The organism is Amycolatopsis sp. NPDC114505 (genome assembly GCF_055633615.1).
Genome location: NZ_JBVKDV010000001.1, coordinates 873,579 through 890,463 on the forward strand (window position 1 = coordinate 873,579; position 16,885 = coordinate 890,463).

General features: G+C 70.0%; 18 protein-coding genes and 1 tRNA gene. 12 read left to right on the forward strand and 7 right to left on the reverse strand.

The annotated features are described in order from the left end of the window. Positions 1–7: 7 nt before the first annotated feature. Together ACZ7OU_RS04455 and ACZ7OU_RS04460 are read left to right on the forward strand one after the other, a co-directional pair. Positions 8–205 carry a helix-turn-helix transcriptional regulator gene (locus ACZ7OU_RS04455; protein ID WP_470254214.1) on the forward strand — a complete coding sequence of 66 codons (198 nt, stop codon included), beginning with the start codon at positions 8–10 and terminating at the stop codon, positions 203–205. Further along, the gene (locus tag ACZ7OU_RS04460; RefSeq protein ID WP_470254215.1) at positions 205–1,404 is read left to right on the forward strand and encodes a tyrosine-type recombinase/integrase; all 1,200 of its coding nucleotides are present in this window, start codon (positions 205–207) and stop codon (positions 1,402–1,404) included. The genes ACZ7OU_RS04455 and ACZ7OU_RS04460 overlap by 1 nt, the downstream gene beginning before the upstream one ends. A gap of 39 nt (positions 1,405–1,443) precedes the next feature. Here ACZ7OU_RS04460 and ACZ7OU_RS04465 read toward each other — a convergent pair. Further along, positions 1,444–1,516 (reverse strand) — tRNA-Lys (locus ACZ7OU_RS04465). 111 nt (positions 1,517–1,627) lie between these two features. Here ACZ7OU_RS04465 and ACZ7OU_RS04470 point away from each other — a divergent pair. Continuing rightward, positions 1,628–2,164: an AAA family ATPase gene (locus ACZ7OU_RS04470; RefSeq protein ID WP_470254216.1), complete on the forward strand. Its 537-nt coding sequence runs from the start codon at positions 1,628–1,630 to the stop codon at positions 2,162–2,164. A gap of 16 nt (positions 2,165–2,180) precedes the next feature. Here ACZ7OU_RS04470 and ACZ7OU_RS04475 read toward each other — a convergent pair whose 3' ends face one another. Next, positions 2,181–3,026 carry a COG1361 family protein gene (locus ACZ7OU_RS04475; RefSeq protein WP_470254217.1) on the reverse strand — a complete coding sequence of 282 codons (846 nt, stop codon included), beginning with the start codon at positions 3,024–3,026 and terminating at the stop codon, positions 2,181–2,183. A gap of 212 nt (positions 3,027–3,238) precedes the next feature. Here ACZ7OU_RS04475 and ACZ7OU_RS04480 point away from each other — a divergent pair, with 212 nt between their 5' ends. Next, a complete protein-coding gene (locus ACZ7OU_RS04480) occupies positions 3,239–3,781 on the forward strand; it encodes a DinB family protein (RefSeq protein ID WP_470254218.1) in 543 nt (180 codons plus the stop codon). 4 nt (positions 3,782–3,785) lie between these two features. Here ACZ7OU_RS04480 and ACZ7OU_RS04485 read toward each other — a convergent pair whose 3' ends face one another. Continuing rightward, positions 3,786–4,427 (reverse strand): TMEM175 family protein, encoded by a 642-nt coding sequence (locus ACZ7OU_RS04485; RefSeq protein WP_470254219.1) that lies wholly within the window; start codon positions 4,425–4,427, stop codon positions 3,786–3,788. A gap of 69 nt (positions 4,428–4,496) precedes the next feature. Between ACZ7OU_RS04485 and ACZ7OU_RS04490 the strand changes: the two genes are divergently transcribed. Together ACZ7OU_RS04490 and ACZ7OU_RS04495 are read left to right on the forward strand one after the other, a co-directional pair. Further along, the gene (locus tag ACZ7OU_RS04490) at positions 4,497–5,918 is read left to right on the forward strand and encodes a nitrosuccinate lyase (protein WP_470254220.1); all 1,422 of its coding nucleotides are present in this window, start codon (positions 4,497–4,499) and stop codon (positions 5,916–5,918) included. 106 nt (positions 5,919–6,024) lie between these two features. Further along, positions 6,025–7,011, forward strand: a complete 987-nt coding sequence (locus tag ACZ7OU_RS04495; RefSeq protein ID WP_470254221.1) for an SCO0930 family lipoprotein — start codon at positions 6,025–6,027, stop codon at positions 7,009–7,011. A 19-nt stretch (positions 7,012–7,030) separates the two neighbouring features. Here the strand turns inward: ACZ7OU_RS04495 and ACZ7OU_RS04500 are convergent, their stop codons facing one another. Beyond that, on the reverse strand, positions 7,031–7,672 hold the full coding sequence (locus tag ACZ7OU_RS04500; RefSeq protein WP_470239795.1) for a DUF4383 domain-containing protein: 642 nt from the start codon (positions 7,670–7,672) through the stop codon (positions 7,031–7,033). Between the two features lie 190 nt (positions 7,673–7,862). Here ACZ7OU_RS04500 and ACZ7OU_RS04505 point away from each other — a divergent pair, with 190 nt between their 5' ends. Then, a complete protein-coding gene (locus tag ACZ7OU_RS04505; RefSeq protein WP_470254222.1) occupies positions 7,863–8,756 on the forward strand; it encodes a serine hydrolase in 894 nt (297 codons plus the stop codon). A 205-nt stretch (positions 8,757–8,961) separates the two neighbouring features. On the opposite strand, the gene ACZ7OU_RS04510 is transcribed toward ACZ7OU_RS04505, so the two are convergent. Both ACZ7OU_RS04510 and ACZ7OU_RS04515 read right to left on the reverse strand, forming a co-directional pair. After that, on the reverse strand, positions 8,962–10,167 hold the full coding sequence (locus tag ACZ7OU_RS04510) for an alpha/beta hydrolase (RefSeq protein WP_470239797.1): 1,206 nt from the start codon (positions 10,165–10,167) through the stop codon (positions 8,962–8,964). Positions 10,168–10,312: 145 nt separating this feature from the next. Further along, positions 10,313–11,275, reverse strand: a complete 963-nt coding sequence (locus ACZ7OU_RS04515) for an alpha/beta hydrolase (protein ID WP_470254223.1) — start codon at positions 11,273–11,275, stop codon at positions 10,313–10,315. A 156-nt stretch (positions 11,276–11,431) separates the two neighbouring features. Between ACZ7OU_RS04515 and ACZ7OU_RS04520 the strand changes: the two genes are divergently transcribed. From ACZ7OU_RS04520 to ACZ7OU_RS04530, 3 genes are all read left to right on the forward strand, one after another. Next, positions 11,432–11,875, forward strand: coding sequence for a MarR family winged helix-turn-helix transcriptional regulator (locus tag ACZ7OU_RS04520; protein WP_470254224.1), 444 nt, complete (start codon positions 11,432–11,434; stop codon positions 11,873–11,875). Beyond that, positions 11,872–12,714: an SAM-dependent methyltransferase gene (locus ACZ7OU_RS04525; RefSeq protein WP_470254225.1), complete on the forward strand. Its 843-nt coding sequence runs from the start codon at positions 11,872–11,874 to the stop codon at positions 12,712–12,714. The genes ACZ7OU_RS04520 and ACZ7OU_RS04525 overlap by 4 nt, the downstream gene beginning before the upstream one ends. 89 nt (positions 12,715–12,803) lie before the next feature. Continuing rightward, positions 12,804–13,271 carry a hypothetical protein gene (locus tag ACZ7OU_RS04530; RefSeq protein ID WP_470254226.1) on the forward strand — a complete coding sequence of 156 codons (468 nt, stop codon included), beginning with the start codon at positions 12,804–12,806 and terminating at the stop codon, positions 13,269–13,271. Here ACZ7OU_RS04530 and ACZ7OU_RS04535 read toward each other — a convergent pair. Then, positions 13,254–14,192: a patatin-like phospholipase family protein gene (locus ACZ7OU_RS04535; RefSeq protein ID WP_470254227.1), complete on the reverse strand. Its 939-nt coding sequence runs from the start codon at positions 14,190–14,192 to the stop codon at positions 13,254–13,256. The two genes, ACZ7OU_RS04530 and ACZ7OU_RS04535, sit on opposite strands and share 18 nt — an antisense overlap. Positions 14,193–14,296: 104 nt before the next feature. Here ACZ7OU_RS04535 and ACZ7OU_RS04540 point away from each other — a divergent pair, with 104 nt between their 5' ends. Both ACZ7OU_RS04540 and ACZ7OU_RS04545 read left to right on the forward strand, forming a co-directional pair. Then, positions 14,297–14,842 (forward strand): PadR family transcriptional regulator, encoded by a 546-nt coding sequence (locus tag ACZ7OU_RS04540; protein ID WP_470254228.1) that lies wholly within the window; start codon positions 14,297–14,299, stop codon positions 14,840–14,842. Next, positions 14,839–16,851: an FAD-dependent oxidoreductase gene (locus tag ACZ7OU_RS04545; RefSeq protein WP_470254229.1), complete on the forward strand. Its 2,013-nt coding sequence runs from the start codon at positions 14,839–14,841 to the stop codon at positions 16,849–16,851. Before ACZ7OU_RS04540 ends, ACZ7OU_RS04545 begins: the two co-directional genes overlap by 4 nt. Positions 16,852–16,885 lie beyond the last annotated feature (34 nt).

Sequence of the window (16,885 nt, forward strand, 5' to 3'; positions counted from 1 at the left end):
GGGAGGCATGAACAACTACGCGGGGTTCAGTCGGCTGTGGACGATCGAGGACGTCTCGAACTACCTCGGTGTACCGGTGTCGACGTTGTACCAGTGGCGAACCAAGGGCTACGGTCCGGCCGGCCGTCGGATCGGCAAGTACGTCCGGTACCGCCAGGAGGACGTCCGTTCGTGGGTCGACCAGCTGTCGGATGAGGTGGCGTGATGCCTCGTCCTCAGCTGGAGATCGGGACGTATGGGGAGATCCGCTATTCGGCAACCGCGAAGGGCTGGCGGGCTCGCGCGCTCTTCCGTGACTTCGACGGCCAGACGCGGGAGGTCGAGCGCTCAGGGAAGACGAAAGGCAAAGCAGCACAACGACTTCGGGACGCAATCCTCGATTGGTCGGGCTCGACGGTTGGCGAGATCACCCGGGAGACCCGGCTCAAGGACCTCGCGGCTGTGTGGATCGAACAGGTTCAGCAGGACGTCCGGGAGGGCATCAAGTCGCCGACGACCATCAACACGTACGAGTCCATTCTCAAGCGGCACATCGTCCCGGGGATGGGTGAGCTGCGGGTTCGCGAGGCGACCGTGATGCGGCTGGATCGGTTCTTGGGCGCGCTTCAGCGGACTGTCGGGGCGTCGACGGCCAAGACTGCGAGGACGGCGCTGTCGGGGATGCTCGGCTTGGCCGCTCGGTACGACGCGATCGACAGCAACCCGACGCGGGACACCCGCCGTATCCCGAAGAGTAAGAAGAAGCCTCGGGCCTTGGACGCTGAGGAGCGTACGAAGTGGCTGGCCAGGGTCGAGGCCAACGAGAAGGCGCGGCGCTGGGACCTGCCGGACCTCTCGCGCTTCATGATGGCGGCGGGCGTCCGGGTCGGTGAGGCGCTGGCGACGTTCTGGGAGGACGTCGACTTCGTCGAGGGCACGATCGACATCACGCACACGGTCGTGCGGGTCAAGGGTGATGGCCTGCTCCGCAAGCCTCGGCCGAAGACGGAGTCGAGCATGCGCGCACTCCCCCTGCCGTCCTGGGCGCTGGCGCTGCTGGAGCGGCGGTGGGCTGAGGCGAAGGCGGATGGCCGGCCTCTGGCGAGCCCGATCTTCGCCAGCACGGTCGGCACGCTGCGGGACCCGAACAACGTCCTCCGGGTCCTTCGGGAAATCCGGGGATCGGACGACTTCCTGTGGCTCACGTCGCACAACTTCCGCAAGACGACGGCGACCGCCCTGGACGACGCGGGCGTCCCCACTCGGCTGATCGCCGACCACCTCGGCCACTCGCGTGTGTCGATGACGCAGGACACCTACCTGGGCCGGAAGACCGTGGACCCGATCACGGCGAAGGCCCTCGAAGGGCTCTTGGATAAACCGTTGGACCCCAATTCCGGGGATAACCCGGGGAGCCGATCTTGACCGGTGGCGACCAACAGGCCGCTGACCAGGGAGTTTGAGTGGGCCGCCTGGGGCTCGAACCCAGAACCTACGGATTAAAAGTCCGCAGCTCTACCAATTGAGCTAACGGCCCGCGCCCCAAGTTTAGCCAGGGGCCTGTCACCCACCCGCACACCGGGTCCGGCTGAGGCCGCGCCGAAGGTCAAGACTGGTTCTCGATCGACCCGGCCCGCATGATGCCTGCATGCCAGGTTCACTGCTGATCCTCACCGGGCCGCCCGGGGCCGGGAAGACCACCGTCGCGCGGCTGGTCACCGAAGATGCGCCTCGGCCGACCGTGCACCTGCACACCGACAGCTTCTACGTCTGGATCCGGACCGGCTTCGTGGCGCCGTACCTGCCCGAGGCCGCGCGGCAGAACGACGTCGTGCTCGGGGTGATCGCCGAGGCCGCGTGCGGCTACGCCCGCGGGGGCTACGACGTCCTGCTCGACGGCATCATCGGGCCCTGGGCGCTTCAGCCCTTCCGCGACGTCGCGAAGCGCGACTCTCTAGATCTCTTCTACGTCGTGCTGCGGCCGAGCCTCGACGTCACCCTTGCCCGCGGGACCGCGCGTGAAGGCCGGGAGCTCACCGAGGTCGCGCCCATCACCGGTATGCATGGCGCGTTCGCCGGCCTCGGCGAGCTCGAGAAGAACGTCCTCGACACGTCGGACCAGACCACCGAAGAGACCGCCGACGCAGTACGGCGCCGAGCACGCTCGGCGCCGTACTTGCTCTGATGTGGACGGACAGTCGTCAGCAGTTCACGAACAGGCCGGTGTAGGCCGTGCACTTCTTCGACGCCGTGTCGTTCGCCGCGACCGGGTCGGCCGGGGCGCTGGCGGCCCGCTGGGCCGTCGCCGTGAACGCGCCCCAAGCGAAGACGCCGCCCTCCGACGTGAACTTCGCCGTGGCCGAAGCGCCCGGTGCCAGCGTGCCGATCGCGCAGTTCACGTTCGCGCCCGAGCGGGTGCACCCGGTCGCCGAAGTCACCGTGCGGCCCGAGCCGGCGTTGGCCGTCACGCGGACGCCCGTCGCGGTGGCCGGACCGCTGTTCGACACCGTGATCACGTAGTCGACGCGGGCGACCAGGCCGGCGCGCGGGGTGGCGGTCAGCGCCACCTTGACGTCGGCCTTGGGCGCCGCCGTGATCGTGATCGCGGGGCCGTCTTCGACGCTGAACGCGTAGTTGTCGCCGGCGAACTGGTGCTGCAGCGTGAACTGGCCGCCCGCGACGTCTTCCTTCACGCGGAGCGTGAACGTCACGGTGCGGCTCTCGCCCGCGCCGAGGTCGCCGACGCCGCCGCGGTAGCTGCTGAGGTACTGGTCGCAGCCGATCGTGCCGGCGCAGGAGACCAGGTCCACCAGGTCGGTGATCGACTTTTCCTTGGTGTAGACCGCCGCTTTCGCGCCGGTGACGGTGAAGTCCGTCGGGTTGTACAGCTGCTCGGTGACCGTGAAGGTGTCGCCGGCGTGAAGCGAAGTGTCGCTGACGTCGATCGTGCTGGGGGCCGGCGCGGCGGATGCGACGGCGGGGGCCGCGAAGAGGGCCGCTGCGGTCAGCGCGGCCAGCACGGCGGTTCTTCGACCGGTTCGCTCCATGGTCGTAATCTCCTGTTTCCGGACGAGGGGGTGCCGCTCCAACCGGGTGGGGACGGGGTGATCGAAGCAGCTGACGAAGATCAGATCGTCGCACCCCGGCATTCGTTACCGGGTTCGCGGAACCGTGTCTGAACTGGGGTTTCCCGCTGTTGCCCGGTCACCGGCCGCCCGCGCGAACCGAAATTGTCAGACCCCTGTGGCACGCTCCGCACATGACCGAACACACCACCCCGGTGGTCGCCCCGACCCGCCTGACCGGCGACCGGGTCGACCCGACTCCAGTCGCCGACGAGCGCCGGGCACTGACCGAGAGCCTCGACTACTACCGGCGCACTTTCGAGCTGAAGTGCGAAGGCCTGGACCCGGCTCGCCTGTCCGAGCGGTCCGTACCACCGTCGACGTTGACGCTGCACGGCCTGCTGCGGCACCTCACCGGCGTCGAACGCTGGTGGTTCCGGATCCAGTTCGCGGGCGAGGACGTTCCGAACCTGTACTACTCCGACGACGACCCGGAGCAAGACTTCACGGCGTTGGACGATGACGTCGGCGAGGCTTTTTCCTTGTGGCACGCGGAATGTGCGCGTGCCCGGGAGATCGTCGCGGCGAGTTCGCTGGAGCAGACGGGGACGCGGATCAGCACCGGCGAACCGTTCACGCTGCGCTGGCTGATGCTTCGCATGATCGGCGAGTACGCGCGCCACATCGGCCAGGCCGACCTGGTCCGCGAGCGGATCGACGGCGCCACCGGCGAATGACGGCTCAGGCTCCCGCCACCGGGCGGCGAAGCCGGAAGAGGAGGTTGCCCACGAACGGAACGACGACCCAGCACGCGTAAGCCCAGTGCGTGAGGATGGCGACCGGGATCGAGACGGCGAAGGCGGCGATCATCGTGCCGAGGCCGCGGTAGAACTCGCCGAAGAGCTCCGGCGGGGTGTCCGCGCGGTGGAGGTGGTGCCGCTGGATCTGCCTGGTCATCGCGAGGAACAGCGCCAGCGCGACGACCTGCACGAGTGCGTACAGGACGAAGCGGAACTCGAACCCGCCGTCCTCGGCGACCACCTTCGTGGCGAAGGGCATGAGCACCATCATCAGCAGCCAGCCGAAGGTGAGCTGCAGGAGCCCGCCACGCACGGTGGTGACGTAGTGGAACAGGCGGTGGTGGGCGCGCCAGTGCGCGGCGACGACGGTGAAGCTGATCAGGAAGGAGACGTATTCGGATTGATGATGCCCGAGTGAGCGCAGCAGTTCGGCGTTGGTGGCGCCTTCCGGCAGCGGCAGCTCGAGCGCGAGCAGGGTGATCGCGACGGCGACGACGGCGTCCGAGAAGAAGGTGAGGCGCTCGGCGGCGATGCCCCGGGCTTCGGAGGCGGTGGTCTCCTCGTCGGACGTGGCGCTGCTCATGGCGGGTGAGCCTGCCAGACCTGGCTGTGGGAACGCAGCCGAGGTCAGCCGCGTGCGATGCTGGCGCCCATGACCGTCGATCCCGATTCCGGACTCCTGTCCCCGGTCCGGGCCGGTACGCCGGCCGAAGCGTCGACCGGCGACGAGGCCTGGTTGCGCGCGATGCTCGACGCCGAGTCCGCGCTCGCGCGAGCGCAGGCGCGGCTGGGAACGGTGCCGGCTGAGGCCGCGGACGCGATCACGAAGGCCGCGGGCAGCGTGCGGATCGACGTCGTCGAGCTGGCGCGCGGGTCGCGGGCGACGGCGAACCCGGTCGTCGGGCTGGTCAAGGCGCTGACGTCGGCCGTCGGCGCGATCGCGCCCGAGGCGGCCGAGTACGTCCATCGCGGCTCGACCAGCCAGGACATCTTCGACACGGCGATGATGCTGGTCGCGGACCGGACGCTGCGGCTGCTCGCCGCCGACCTGGACACGACAGCGGAGTCGCTGGCGGGGCTGGCGCGCGAGCACCGGGACACGACGATGCCCGGCCGGACGCTGACGGCGCACGCGGTGCCGACGACGTTCGGGCTCAAGGCCGCGGGCTGGCGGCAGCTGGTGCTGGACGCGGCCGTCCGGGTCCGGCGCGTGCTGGACGGCGGGCTGCCGGTCTCACTGGGCGGCGCGGCCGGAACGCTGGCGGCGTACCTCGAGTACGCGCGCCTGGCAAGCGGTGATCACGGCGCCCTCGACGACTACGCGGAACGCCTGACCGCCGCCTTCGCCGAGGAGACCGGGCTGGCCGCACCGGTATTGCCGTGGCACTCGCTGCGGACGCCGGTCGTGGACCTGGCGAGCGCGCTCGCGTTCACCGCGGGGGCGCTGGGGAAGCTGGCAGTCGACGTCGCGACGCTCACCCGGACCGAGCTCGGTGAGGTCGTCGAGCCGGCCGCCGAGGGGCGGGGTGGCTCGACGGCGATGCCGCACAAGCGGAACCCGGTGCTCGCGACGCTGATCCGTTCGGCCGCGCTGCAGGTGCCGGTGCTGGCCGCGGGCGTCACGCAGTCGATGCTGACCGAAGACGAGCGCTCGGCCGGCGTCTGGCACGCCGAGTGGCAGCTGGTCCGCGAATGCCTCCGGCTGACCGGCGGCGCCGCGCACACCGCTGCCGAGCTGGCGCGCGGGCTCACCGCGCAGCCCGGGCGGATGCGGGCGAACGTGGCGTCGACGCACGGGCTGATCGTCTCCGAGCGGCTCTCCGCCGTGCTCGCGCCACTGCTCGGCAAGGCGACGGCCAAGGAACTGCTCGGGGAGGCGTCCCAACGGGCGGTGCGCGACGGCCGGCCGTTGCGAGAGGTGCTGGACGAGCTGCCCGCGATCACCGAGGTCCTCACCCCGGCGGCGCTGGACGCTCTCCTCGACCCGTCCGGGTACACCGGCGCGGCGGCGACGCTGGTCGACCGCGCCCTCGGCGAGCCGTCCCGGCCGACGCACCCTTCTGACCAGGCGTGAGCCCCCGCCGAAAATTCTTTGAACCGTCTTCGCCGAGTGTCCGTGTAGTGGGTATCAGGAGCCGCACCGAGCGGCGGGAAACCCAACGGACACAAGGAGAACTTCCATGCTTCGCACGCGCATCGCCGTCTCCGTCGCCGCGGCGGCAGCCGGGCTGGCAGTGCTCACCGCTTGCTCGGGTGCCGAAACTGCTCAGCCGGTCATCGCCCCCGCAGCTGCTGGTGGCACCGGCGGCGGCCAGATCGCCAACGGGCAGGTCGGCAACGCCGCCCCGGCGTCGAACGAGTCGAAACTGGTCGTCGCGGACGTCGCCAGCGTCGGGCAGGTGCTCACCGACCAGAACGGCATGACCCTCTACCGGTTCGACAAGGACACGGCCAAGCCGCCGAAGTCCAATTGCGACGGTGACTGCGCCAAGGCCTGGCCGCCGATGCTGGCCACCGGGGACGTGCAGGTGCAGGGCGTCGACAAGAACCTCGTCGGGAAGGTGACGCGCTCCGACGGCACCGAGCAGATCACCGTCGGTGGCTGGGCGCTCTACCGCTACGCCAAGGACACCAAGGCCGGCGACGCGACCGGCCAGGGCGTCGGTGGCGCCTGGTACGCGTCGAACGCCAAGGGCGGGAAGGCCGGGCAGGCCGCCAGCGAGGCGGGCGTCGTCAAGCTGAGCGCCAGCAACATCGACGGTCTCGGCGCGGCGATCACCGACCAGAACGGCATGACGCTCTACCTGTTCCAGAAGGACACCAAGAAGGCCAAGACCTCCGCTTGCAACGGCGACTGCGCCAAGACCTGGCCGCCGGTGCTCTCCAACGGCAAGGTCGAGCTGCAGGGCATCGACTCGAAGCTGCTCGGCAGCATCAAGCGCGCGGACGGAACCGAGCAGGTCACCATCGGCGGCTGGCCGGTCTACACCTTCTCGAAGGACACGAAGCCCGGTGACGCGAACGGCAACGGCGTGAACGGCACCTGGTTCGTCATCGAGCCCGCCGGATGCAAGATCGGCACCGGCTCCAACGCCACCGCCAGCCAGGCTCCGGCTGACAGTGGCGCTGGGACCAGCAACTCCGGCTCGGGTGGCACCACCTACTGAGCCACCCAGCGGAACTTCTTTAGTGGGCGAGGCCCGGCGGACGCTCTTCGCGAGCGACCTCCGGGCCTCGCTCGTCATTGTGGCGACGCAGGAACGAACGGCGACGCGGCTGCTCGGCCGAGGCCGGGATCGTGTCCGTGCGGTCGGTGTCGACGACGCGGTCGGTGCGCTGCTCGACGACGGTCGGCTCGTCGACCACCTCGTCCTCGGGGACGTGGATGGTGCGGCGGGCCGGCAGCACGGCGATCAGCAGACCGAGCGCGGCGACACCGAGGTGCAGCCAAGTGTCGGCGCGGCCCATGTCCATCGGGTTGCCGGCGTTGGCGAACGGGTTGCTCGAAATAAGACCGTCGATCATCAGGCCCCACACGAAGAGGGCGCCGTAGAAGATGAAGAGCAACCAGCCGAACGTCCGGGCGCGGCCCGAGCCGAACGCCAGCAGCAGACCGACGACGCCGGTCACGACGCGGACCAGGCTCATGAGCGGGTTCCCGGAGAACCGCCACAACCCGGCGTCGTGGTGGCCGGCGAAGTTGCCCACCCCGGTGCGGGTGAACCCGATGATGCCGACGATGAGGAACGCGATCCCGGCCAGTCCGGCCAGCACCTGCGCCGGCTGCAGGCCGCGAACCCGGATGCGTGCGCCTTTCGCGTGAGTCATGACTCCAGTCCTTCCCAGCGTGTGGTGACGACCGTCACCGCACACAGGTACCCCGCGAACACAGGGCGCGAAACGACGGCGCTTGCCCGCACGCCTCCAGGGCGTTCGCTGATCCGGGCCGATCCGAGAGCTATCCCACAAAGTCACCCGATCCGGGGAACGCCGGGCCGCGCTCCCGGCAATCCGGATCATGCGCAAGCTGAGCGGCATCTTCCTGGTAGGACTGTGCGTGGGGGCGATCGGCGCGGTGGCCGTCACGATCGGTCACGGTGTGGCTCAGGCGCCGCGTGAGATCGCCGTCACCGGAACGGTGACAACGATGTCCGAATCGCCCGTCACGGCCGGCTCGAGCCCGAGTTCCACGCCGAAGCCGACTCCCACGCCGTCGTCCGAGCCCAAATCCGAGCCCAAGTCCGAGTCCACGGTGGACGCCGCCGAGCTGGACCGGATCGTGGCCGGCGGTGACGTCAGCGTCGTCGTGTTCGACCGGCAGGCCGGGGCCACGACCGTCTCGGTGCACGCGGATCGGGCGTACACGTCGGCGTCGCTCGTGAAGCTGCTGATCGCGTTGGCCGTGCTCGAGCGGGGCGGTCCCACGGCGCAGGTGCAGCGGATGCTGTCCCGCAGCGACGACGATCTCGCGAGCCAGTTCTGGACCGCTTACGGCGGGCCGTCGATCGTGACGGGCTGGGCCAAGAAGATCGGCCTCACCGGCACCCGCGCGCCCGCGGACCCGGGGCGGTGGGGCGACACGCGGATCACGGCGAAGGACGTGGTGCGGATCTACCAGTACGTGGTGGCGCACGCGCCCGGCGCGATCCTCGCGGCGCTGCGTGCCGCGACCGAGCGGGGTTCGGACGGTTTCCGCCAGTACTTCGGCATCCCCGATGCCGCGGGCGGGCGGTCGTGGGCGGTGAAGCAGGGCTGGTCCTGCTGCCGGCCGACGCGGATGCTGCACACCTCGGGCCTGGTCGGCGAGGACGGCCGGTACATCGTGGCGGTGCTGAGCGAGCACCCGGCCTCGGTGGACTACGCGACCGCCTCGAAGCGGGTGACGGCGGTGGTCTCGGCCGTGCTCGGCTGAGGTGGCACGGCAGGCACACGTTGACAGCTACCGCTGATCGCGCCGAACCAGGGGCTCGGTTGGCGGAAGCGCTTACCCGCGCGGGGAGACGGGCGCGGCTGGCAGCGGTCGAGGCAGACGCGGGGCCGGCAGCCACGATGAGCGGCGGGGCGCGCGGCCTGAGCGGCATCGCGGGCCCGGAGCAGTGCGGCCCGCCAGCCCCTCGCTACTGGTCCGTGTCCGCCAAGGCGCCGTGCGCACCCGACCGCGGCAGGGGCCACGGCAGCACTCCGCCGGTCGTCTCGATCTGGCGGCCGGTCGTCGACGGCGCCTGGGAGTGGGCTCCGATCCAGGACAACACATCCGGGATCTGGGACTTGAACGTGTTCATGTTGTGGCCCGCGTCCGGGATGCGCCAGGACGAGACCTGCAGCGGAGGCCTCGCCGCCGCTCGGATCTGGTCGATCGCGAAACTCTCGTAGTTCTCCTTCTCGCCCGACACCGCCAGGATCTCGATCGGCGATGGGTGCAGCCGCACGTTCACCCGGACGTTGTTCGCGTCGTTGATGTCCTGACGGCCATGGAACAGGTCCTCGGTCTCCGCGTCGATCTGGGCCTTGTCGTAGCCGCTTACGCTGACCGCCTGGCCGTACCACTGGGGGTGGCGCGTCACCAGGTTCATCGCGCAGTAGCCGCCCGAGGACCAGCCGCCTATCGTCCACGCGCGGCGGTTCGGTGAGACGCCCAGCTTCTGCAGGGCCCAGTCGCGCAGGTCGGCCGTCAGGTACGTGTCGTTCGCCGTTCCGTTGACCTCGTCGACGCATTCCGTGTCGTGGCCGACCTTCGGGACGCCCGTCGGGTCGGGGACGACCACCACCGTCGGCGGGATCGCCTTCTTGGCGATCGCCTTGTCGAGCTGCTCGGGCATGCCGTAGATGGCGAACACCTCGGGGCCGGACGGGTAGTTCGGGATCCACTCCATCGCCGGGAACCGGACGTCCTTGTACGCCGCGTCGAAGTACTGCGGGGGCAGGTAGACCGTGACGTCGCGGGTCAGCTTGGTGCGCCGGCCCGTCACCTTCATGTGGACGAGCGTCCCCTTGCCCTCGCGCGCGTGCGCCACCGCCTGGTCGCGCAGCTTCTCGAGGTCCTCGCCGTTCGGCGCCGCCTCCGCGTCGGTGCCCTGGCCGGCGTAGACGCCCGTGCCGAGCAGCGAGCCGACCGTCGGGAAGAACCCGCCGATCATGTTGCCCGCCATGCCCGTCGAGAGCACCAGGAGCACGACCGCGAGCAGCACCGTGGCGCTGCGCCACAACCGCTTGCGCTTCCAGCGGTCCCAGAACCACGGGACCGCGATGATCGCGAGCAGCGTCAGCACGACCACCACGATCATGTTGACCGGCGAATCCAGCCGGATGCTGCTGATGTGCATGGTGCGGTCCTTCCGGGCGGGCAGGAATGCGCGCCCGGATCGATCGGGAGTCGCGTATATATCACGTTTGAGCAGGCATGCACGTTGCGGCCCTGTGATTTGGGTCATAGGGCCGCAACGTGTCGCGCACTCAGCGTTTTCTCAGTTATTCCGCCAAAGCGCGGGTCAGCACGGTGATGGCCTGCGTGATCGCGGCCTCCGCCGCGTGGGTCTCGCGGAGCGCGTTGACCATCACGAAGTCGTGGATGATCCCCTGGTACCGCACGGCCGTCACGAGCACACCGGCCTGACGCAGCTTCGCCGCGTACGCCTCACCTTCGTCGCGGAGCACGTCCGCCTCGCCGGTGATCACCAGCGCCGGCGGCAGCCCGGCCAGCTCGTCGAGCGACGCGCGCAGCGGCGACGCCGTGATCTCCGCTCGCTGCGCGGGGTCCGTCGTGTACTGGTCCCAGAACCACTTCATGCCCTCGCGGCCGAGGAAGTAGCCCTCGGCGAACTTCAGGTACGACTCGGTGTCGAAGTTCGCGTCGGTCACCGGGTAGAAGAGCACCTGCTGCTTGAAGGTGACGTCGCCGCGCTGCTTCGCGAGCAGGGTCAGCGCCGCCGTCATGTTCCCGCCGACGGAGTCGCCCGCGATCGCGATGCGCGAGGTGTCCAGACCCTGCGACGCGCCGTGCGCAGCGACCCACTTCGCCACGGCGTAGCTCTGCTCGATGGCGACCGGGTAGCGCGCTTCCGGCGAGCGGTCGTACTCGGGGAACACCACGGCCGCGCCGACGCCGGCGGCCAGTTCGCGCACCAGGCGCTCGTGCGTGTAGAAGTCGCCGAAGACCCAACCTGCGCCGTGGATGTAGACGATGACCGGAAGCGGGCCGGAAACGCCGGCCGGGCGGACGATCCGAGTCTCGACCTCGCCGGTCGGCCCGCCGGGGACCTTCAGCAGCTCGACCGACGCGTCGGCCATGGCGACTTCGCCGTCCTGGACGCCGTCGACGGCCTTGCGTCCCTCCTCCGGCGGCAGCTGGAACAGGTACGGCGGCTGGTCGGTGGCCTCGGCGAACGCCTGCGCGGCCGGTTCCAGGGCGAGGTTGTGCGGGTTGGCGGTCATGGCGTCCTCCTCGGGGGCAGTGAAGCTGACACGACTGAACGTAGCCCTCAACTAAGTTGTGCACAACTGAATGATGTCCAATGAGATTAAGGGCACTTAAGTTGCGGAGATCCGCCTCGAACGGGAGCATGGAGTGTTACGAGCAAGGAGGACGCAATGGCATCACTGCGGCTGGACGACCAGCTCTGCTTCGGCCTGTACTCGGCGTCGCGCGCGGTGACGGCGTTGTACCGGGTCGTCCTGGAGGACCTCGATCTGACCTACCCCCAGTACCTGGTCATGCTCGCGCTCTGGGAGCGCGACCACCGGCTCGTGAAAGAGCTGGGCGCCGAGCTGAACCTCGACTCGGGCACGCTGTCGCCGCTGCTCAAGCGCCTGCACGCGGCCGGGCTGGTCGAACGCGTCCGGCAGGCCGACGACGAACGCGCGGTCATGATCAGCCTCAGCGTCGCCGGGCAGGCGTTGCGTGCGAAGGCCGAGGGCATCCCCGACGTGATCGGCACCGCGATGGGCCTCGACGACGCCGGCGTGGCCCGGATGCGCGCCGAGCTGGACCGCCTGACAGAGTCGGTGAACGCCTACCGAGAGGCCCGGTCATGATCAACCACGACGACGCTCTCAAGGCCGTCGAGAGCAGCCTCGACCGCCCGTCCGCGGCGCGGATCTACGACTACTTCATCGGCGGCACCACGAACTACGCGATCGACCGCGCCTTCGCCGAGAAGGTGCGCGCCCGGCTGCCGCTCATGGGCGACTACTGCCTGACGAGCCGCCAGTTCCTCGGCCGCGCGGTCCGCGAGTGCGTGCGCGCCGGCATCCGGCAGTTCGTCGACATCGGCTCGGGCCTGCCGACCGCGGGCAACGTCCACGAGGTCGCCGACGAAGAGCGCGAAGAACTGGACACGCGCGTGCTCTACATCGACAACGAGCCGATCGCCCTCGCGCATTCGACGCTGCTGCTCGCCGACACCGCCGACCCGGAGCGCCACCACGCCATCGCCGCGGACTTCCTGCAGCCCGAGGACCTCTGGGACCGCGTGACCGCGTCGGCCGTGATCGACGCGGCCGAGCCGGTCGCCCTGGTGATCAACGCGGTCATGCACTTCATCAAGGACGAAGAGAACCCGGACGAGCTCCTGGCGTACTACCGCGACCGGCTGCCGTCGGGCTCACTGCTGGTGCTGTCGCAGATGACGAACGAGAACCCGGTCAACGAAGACGAGCGGCAAGCGCTGGTCGACCTGCTGGAGTACTACGAGACCACGACGAACCCAGGGTTCCTGCGGCCGATGGCCGAGTTCGAACGCTTCTTCGGCGGTTGGCCGATGCTCGAGCCGGGGCTGGTCTACGCGCCCGCTTGGCACCCGGACGAGCAGACGGTGTTCGCCGGCTCGCCGTCGGAGTCGCGGGTGATCGGCGGCATCGCGCGCAAGCCCTGATCCACCTGGCTTCAACCCCGGGGTTGACGTCCCGGCGCCGCCGCGCGGGCACCGTGGTGATCGGAAGATCACCGCGGAAAGGGAAGCCCGTGAACAGCTCGGCCAACATCCTCGTCGGACTCGTCGTGCTGGCGTGGCTGGTGTGGCGGCAGACGCAGCGGCGCCTGGTGCGCGAGGACCGCCGGCCGGTCGTGCTGCTGATCCTGCTGGTGCTCGGGATCCTCCAGCTGAGCACCTACCTCAAGACCGCCTCGACGTCGGCCATGCTGATCGTGGCCCTCGTGGTCAGTCTGCTGCTCGCGGGCGGCTTCGGCGTCGTGCGGGCGCGGAGCACGCGGCTCTGGCGGCAGGACGGGCAGCTGTGGCGACAGGGCACCTGGCTCACCGCCGCGCTGTGGGTGGTCGGGCTCGGTGTCCACATCGGACTGGACCTGCTGTTCGACGGCTCGGCGAAGGGGCTCGGCGCCGGGTCGATCCTGCTGTACCTGGCCGTCTCACTCGGGGTGCAGCGGCTGGTCGTGCAGGCGCGAGCCGACCGGCTAGGAAGCTTCGCGTAGGCCGTCCAGCACGTCGAGGACCGCGTCCTTGCCCAGTTCGACGGCCTTGCGCAGCACCTCGGGGTCGCGCTCCAGCACCGCGATGTCCGGCGACCCGACCGGCGGGCGGATGCTCAGGATCCGCGGGTCGGACGCCAGGATCTCCTCGTCCTCGACGTCGCGCCGGAAGGTGTCGCGCCACGCGGGGATCGCGCCCGGAGCCTGGCGGCGCAAGAAGCGCGGCACCACGACGTCGTAGGCCCTCGGAGGCGGCCACGGCAGCTCGTCCGCGCGGCGGGTGCGCAGCACCAGGACGTCGGTCGCGTCCTGGGCCAGCGCCGTGCGGTACGGGATCGGCTCCGCGACCCCCGCGTCGACGAACCGGCGGCCGGCCATCGGGATCGGCGGGCCGGCCAGCACCGGCATGCAGGACGACGCCGCGAGCGCGACCTTGATCGCGTCGACGTCGTCGAGAAAGGGGTGGAGGTCGGTCGACTCCCCCGTGTCGGCGTCGGTGGCCAGCGGGTGGAACGTCACCGGGTTGGCCAGGATCGCCGGGAAGTCCATCGGCTCCAGCACCGAATACACCTGGTGGACGAGGTATTCGAGGTCGATCACCGCGCGGCCGCGCAGGGTGTGCAGCGGATTGATGATCCGGCGCATGACGACCGGGTTCCACCAGGTCCGCACGCCGGTCGACGAGCACCCGCTCAGCAGCCAGGCGCCGTTGAGCGCGCCGGCCGAGGAGCCGTAGACGGCGTCGAAGACGGGGACGGCGCCGAGTTCGTCCAGCGCCAGGGCCATGCCGCTGGAGTAGGTGCCGCGGCTGCTGCCGCCTTCGACGGCCAGCGCCAGACGGCGGCCGTCGGTGCGTTCTCCCGGGACACTGCCCGTCGCCAGCCGTTCGGAGATCAGTTCGAGTACCGGGTGCACTCCACCCATCCTGGTCTTTTCCGGGGTGAAGTCGACCCGATTTGTGCCACCCAGGGGGGTGAAGTGATGTGTGCCTCGTTGCACTGCAACTCGTTGCATAGGACCCTCCAGGGATGGCACTGGAGCACGCGATCCTCGTCTCGCTGTCCGAGCGCGCCGGCTCGGGCTACGAGCTGACGCGCCGCTTCGAGAAGTCGATCGGACTGTTCTGGAGCGCCACCCACCAGCAGATCTACCGCGTCCTGAAGCGGATGGAAGAGGCCGGCTGGGTCGCCGTCGACGTCGTCGCGCAGTCGGGGCGGCCGGACAAGAAGGTCTACACGGTCAGCGACGGCGGCCGCGCCGAACTCGTCCGCTGGCTGGCCGAGCCCGATCCGGGCGCGGGACCGGTCGAACTGGCCGTGAAGATCCGCGGCGCGACCTTCGGGGATCCGTCGAAGGTCGCCGAAGAGATCGTCCGGCACCGCTCGGCCCACGCCGCCCGGCTCGACGTCTACCGCCAGATCGAGAAGCGGGACTTCCCCGCGCCCGGGGCCCTGACCGGCCAGCACCTGCACCAGTACCTGGTCCTGCGCGGCGGCATCCGCGTCGAAGAGGGCCAGGTCGAGTGGTTCGACGAAGTCCTCGCCGCCCTCCACCACGAGAAGGACGCCCGATGACCCCGTACCCGAACTTGCTGTCGCCGCTCGACCTCGGCTTCACGACGCTGCGCAACCGCGTCCTGATGGGGTCGATGCACACCGGCCTCGAGGACAAGGCCGCGCACTTCCCCGAGCTCGCCGAGTACTACGCCGAACGCGCTCGCGGCGGCGTCGGCCTGATCGTCACCGGCGGGTTCGCGCCGAACAAGACGGGCTGGCTGCTGCCGCTCGCGTCCAAGCTGACGACGTCCGCCGAAGCGAAGCAGCACCGCCAGCTCACCGCGCCCGTCCACGAGGCGGGCGGCAAGATCGCGCTGCAGGTCCTGCACGCGGGCCGGTACGCCTACCACCCGTTGAGCGTGTCCGCGTCGAGCATCAAGGCGCCGATCAACCCGTTCCGGCCGCGTGGTCTCACGGGCTACGGCGTCAAGCAGCAGATCAACGCCTTCGCGAACTGCGCCGCTCTCGCGCGCGAAGCGGGCTACGACGGCGTCGAGATCATGGGCTCCGAGGGGTACCTGATCAACCAGTTCCTGGCCGAGCGCACCAACAAGCGCACCGACGCCTGGGGCGGCACGCCGGAGAAGCGCCGCCGGTTCGCCGTCGAGATCGTCAAGCGCACCCGGGAAAAGGTCGGCGACGACTTCATCATCATCTACCGACTTTCCATGCTGGACCTCGTTCCCGGCGGCCAGCGTTGGGAGGACGTCGTCGCGCTCGCGAAGGACGTCGAAGCCGCCGGCGCGACGATCATCAACACCGGCATCGGCTGGCACGAGGCCCGCGTGCCGACGATCGTGACGTCGGTGCCGCGCGCCGCGTTCACGTGGGTGACCGGGAAGCTCAAGCCGCACGTCGGGATCCCGGTCGTCACGTCGAACCGGATCAACATGCCGCAGGTCGCCGAAGAAGCCCTGAGCAGCGGCGACGCCGATCTCGTGTCGATGGCGCGGCCGTTCCTCGCCGACCCCGAGTGGATCCGCAAGGCCGAGACCGGCCGCGAGGACGAGATCAACACCTGCATCGCCTGCAACCAGGCGTGCCTCGACCACGCGTTCAAGCGCAAGCTCGTGTCCTGCATGGTCAACCCGCGCGCCGGCCACGAAACCACGCTGACCCTCGCCCCGACGCGACGCTCGAAGCACGTCGCCGTCGTCGGGGCCGGGCCCGCCGGGCTCTCGGCCGCGACGGCGCTGGCCGAACGCGGGCACAGCGTCGAGCTGTTCGAGGCCGACGACGAGGTCGGCGGCCAGTTCGGCATCGCGCGGAAGATCCCCGGTAAGGAGGAGTTCGCCGAGACGATCCGCTACTACCGGCGGCGGGTCGAGGTGACCGGCGTGAAGCTGCACCTCGGCACCCGCGTGACCGCGCGCGACCTCACCGGCTTCGACGAGGTCGTGCTGGCCACCGGCGTCGCGCCGCGCGTGCCGTCGCTGCCCGGGATCGACCACCCCAAGGTGCTGTCCTACGTCGACGTCGTCCGGCACGGGAAGCCGGTCGGCGCGCGGGTCGCGGTGATCGGGGCCGGCGGCATCGGCGTCGACGTCAGCGAGTTCCTCACGCACACCGACTCGCCCGCGCTGGACCTCGACGCGTGGATGGCCGAGTGGGGTGTCACCGACCCGGAGCAGGCGGCGGGCGGGCTCGCGACGCCGAAGCCCGAGCCGTCGCCGCGGCAGGTGTACCTGCTGCAGCGCAAGAAGTCCGGGATCGGTTCCGGGCTCGGCAAGACGTCGGGCTGGGTGCACCGGGCCGCGCTCAAGGCCAAGCGCGTCGAGCAGCTCACCGGCGTCACGTACGAGCGGATCGACGACGCCGGCCTGCACGTCACCGTGGACGGCGCGCCGCGGCTGCTGGAGGTCGACACGGTCGTCGTCTGCGCCGGTCAGGAACCCGTGCGGGACCTCGCGGACGAGCTGCGCGCCGCCGGCCTGCCGGTGCACCTCATCGGCGGGGCCGACGTCGCCGCCGAACTCGACGCGAAACGCGCGATCGACCAGGGAACGAGGCTCGCCGCCGCGCTGTAGCACCAGATGCGTCCGGCACTGGCAGGATGGGCCC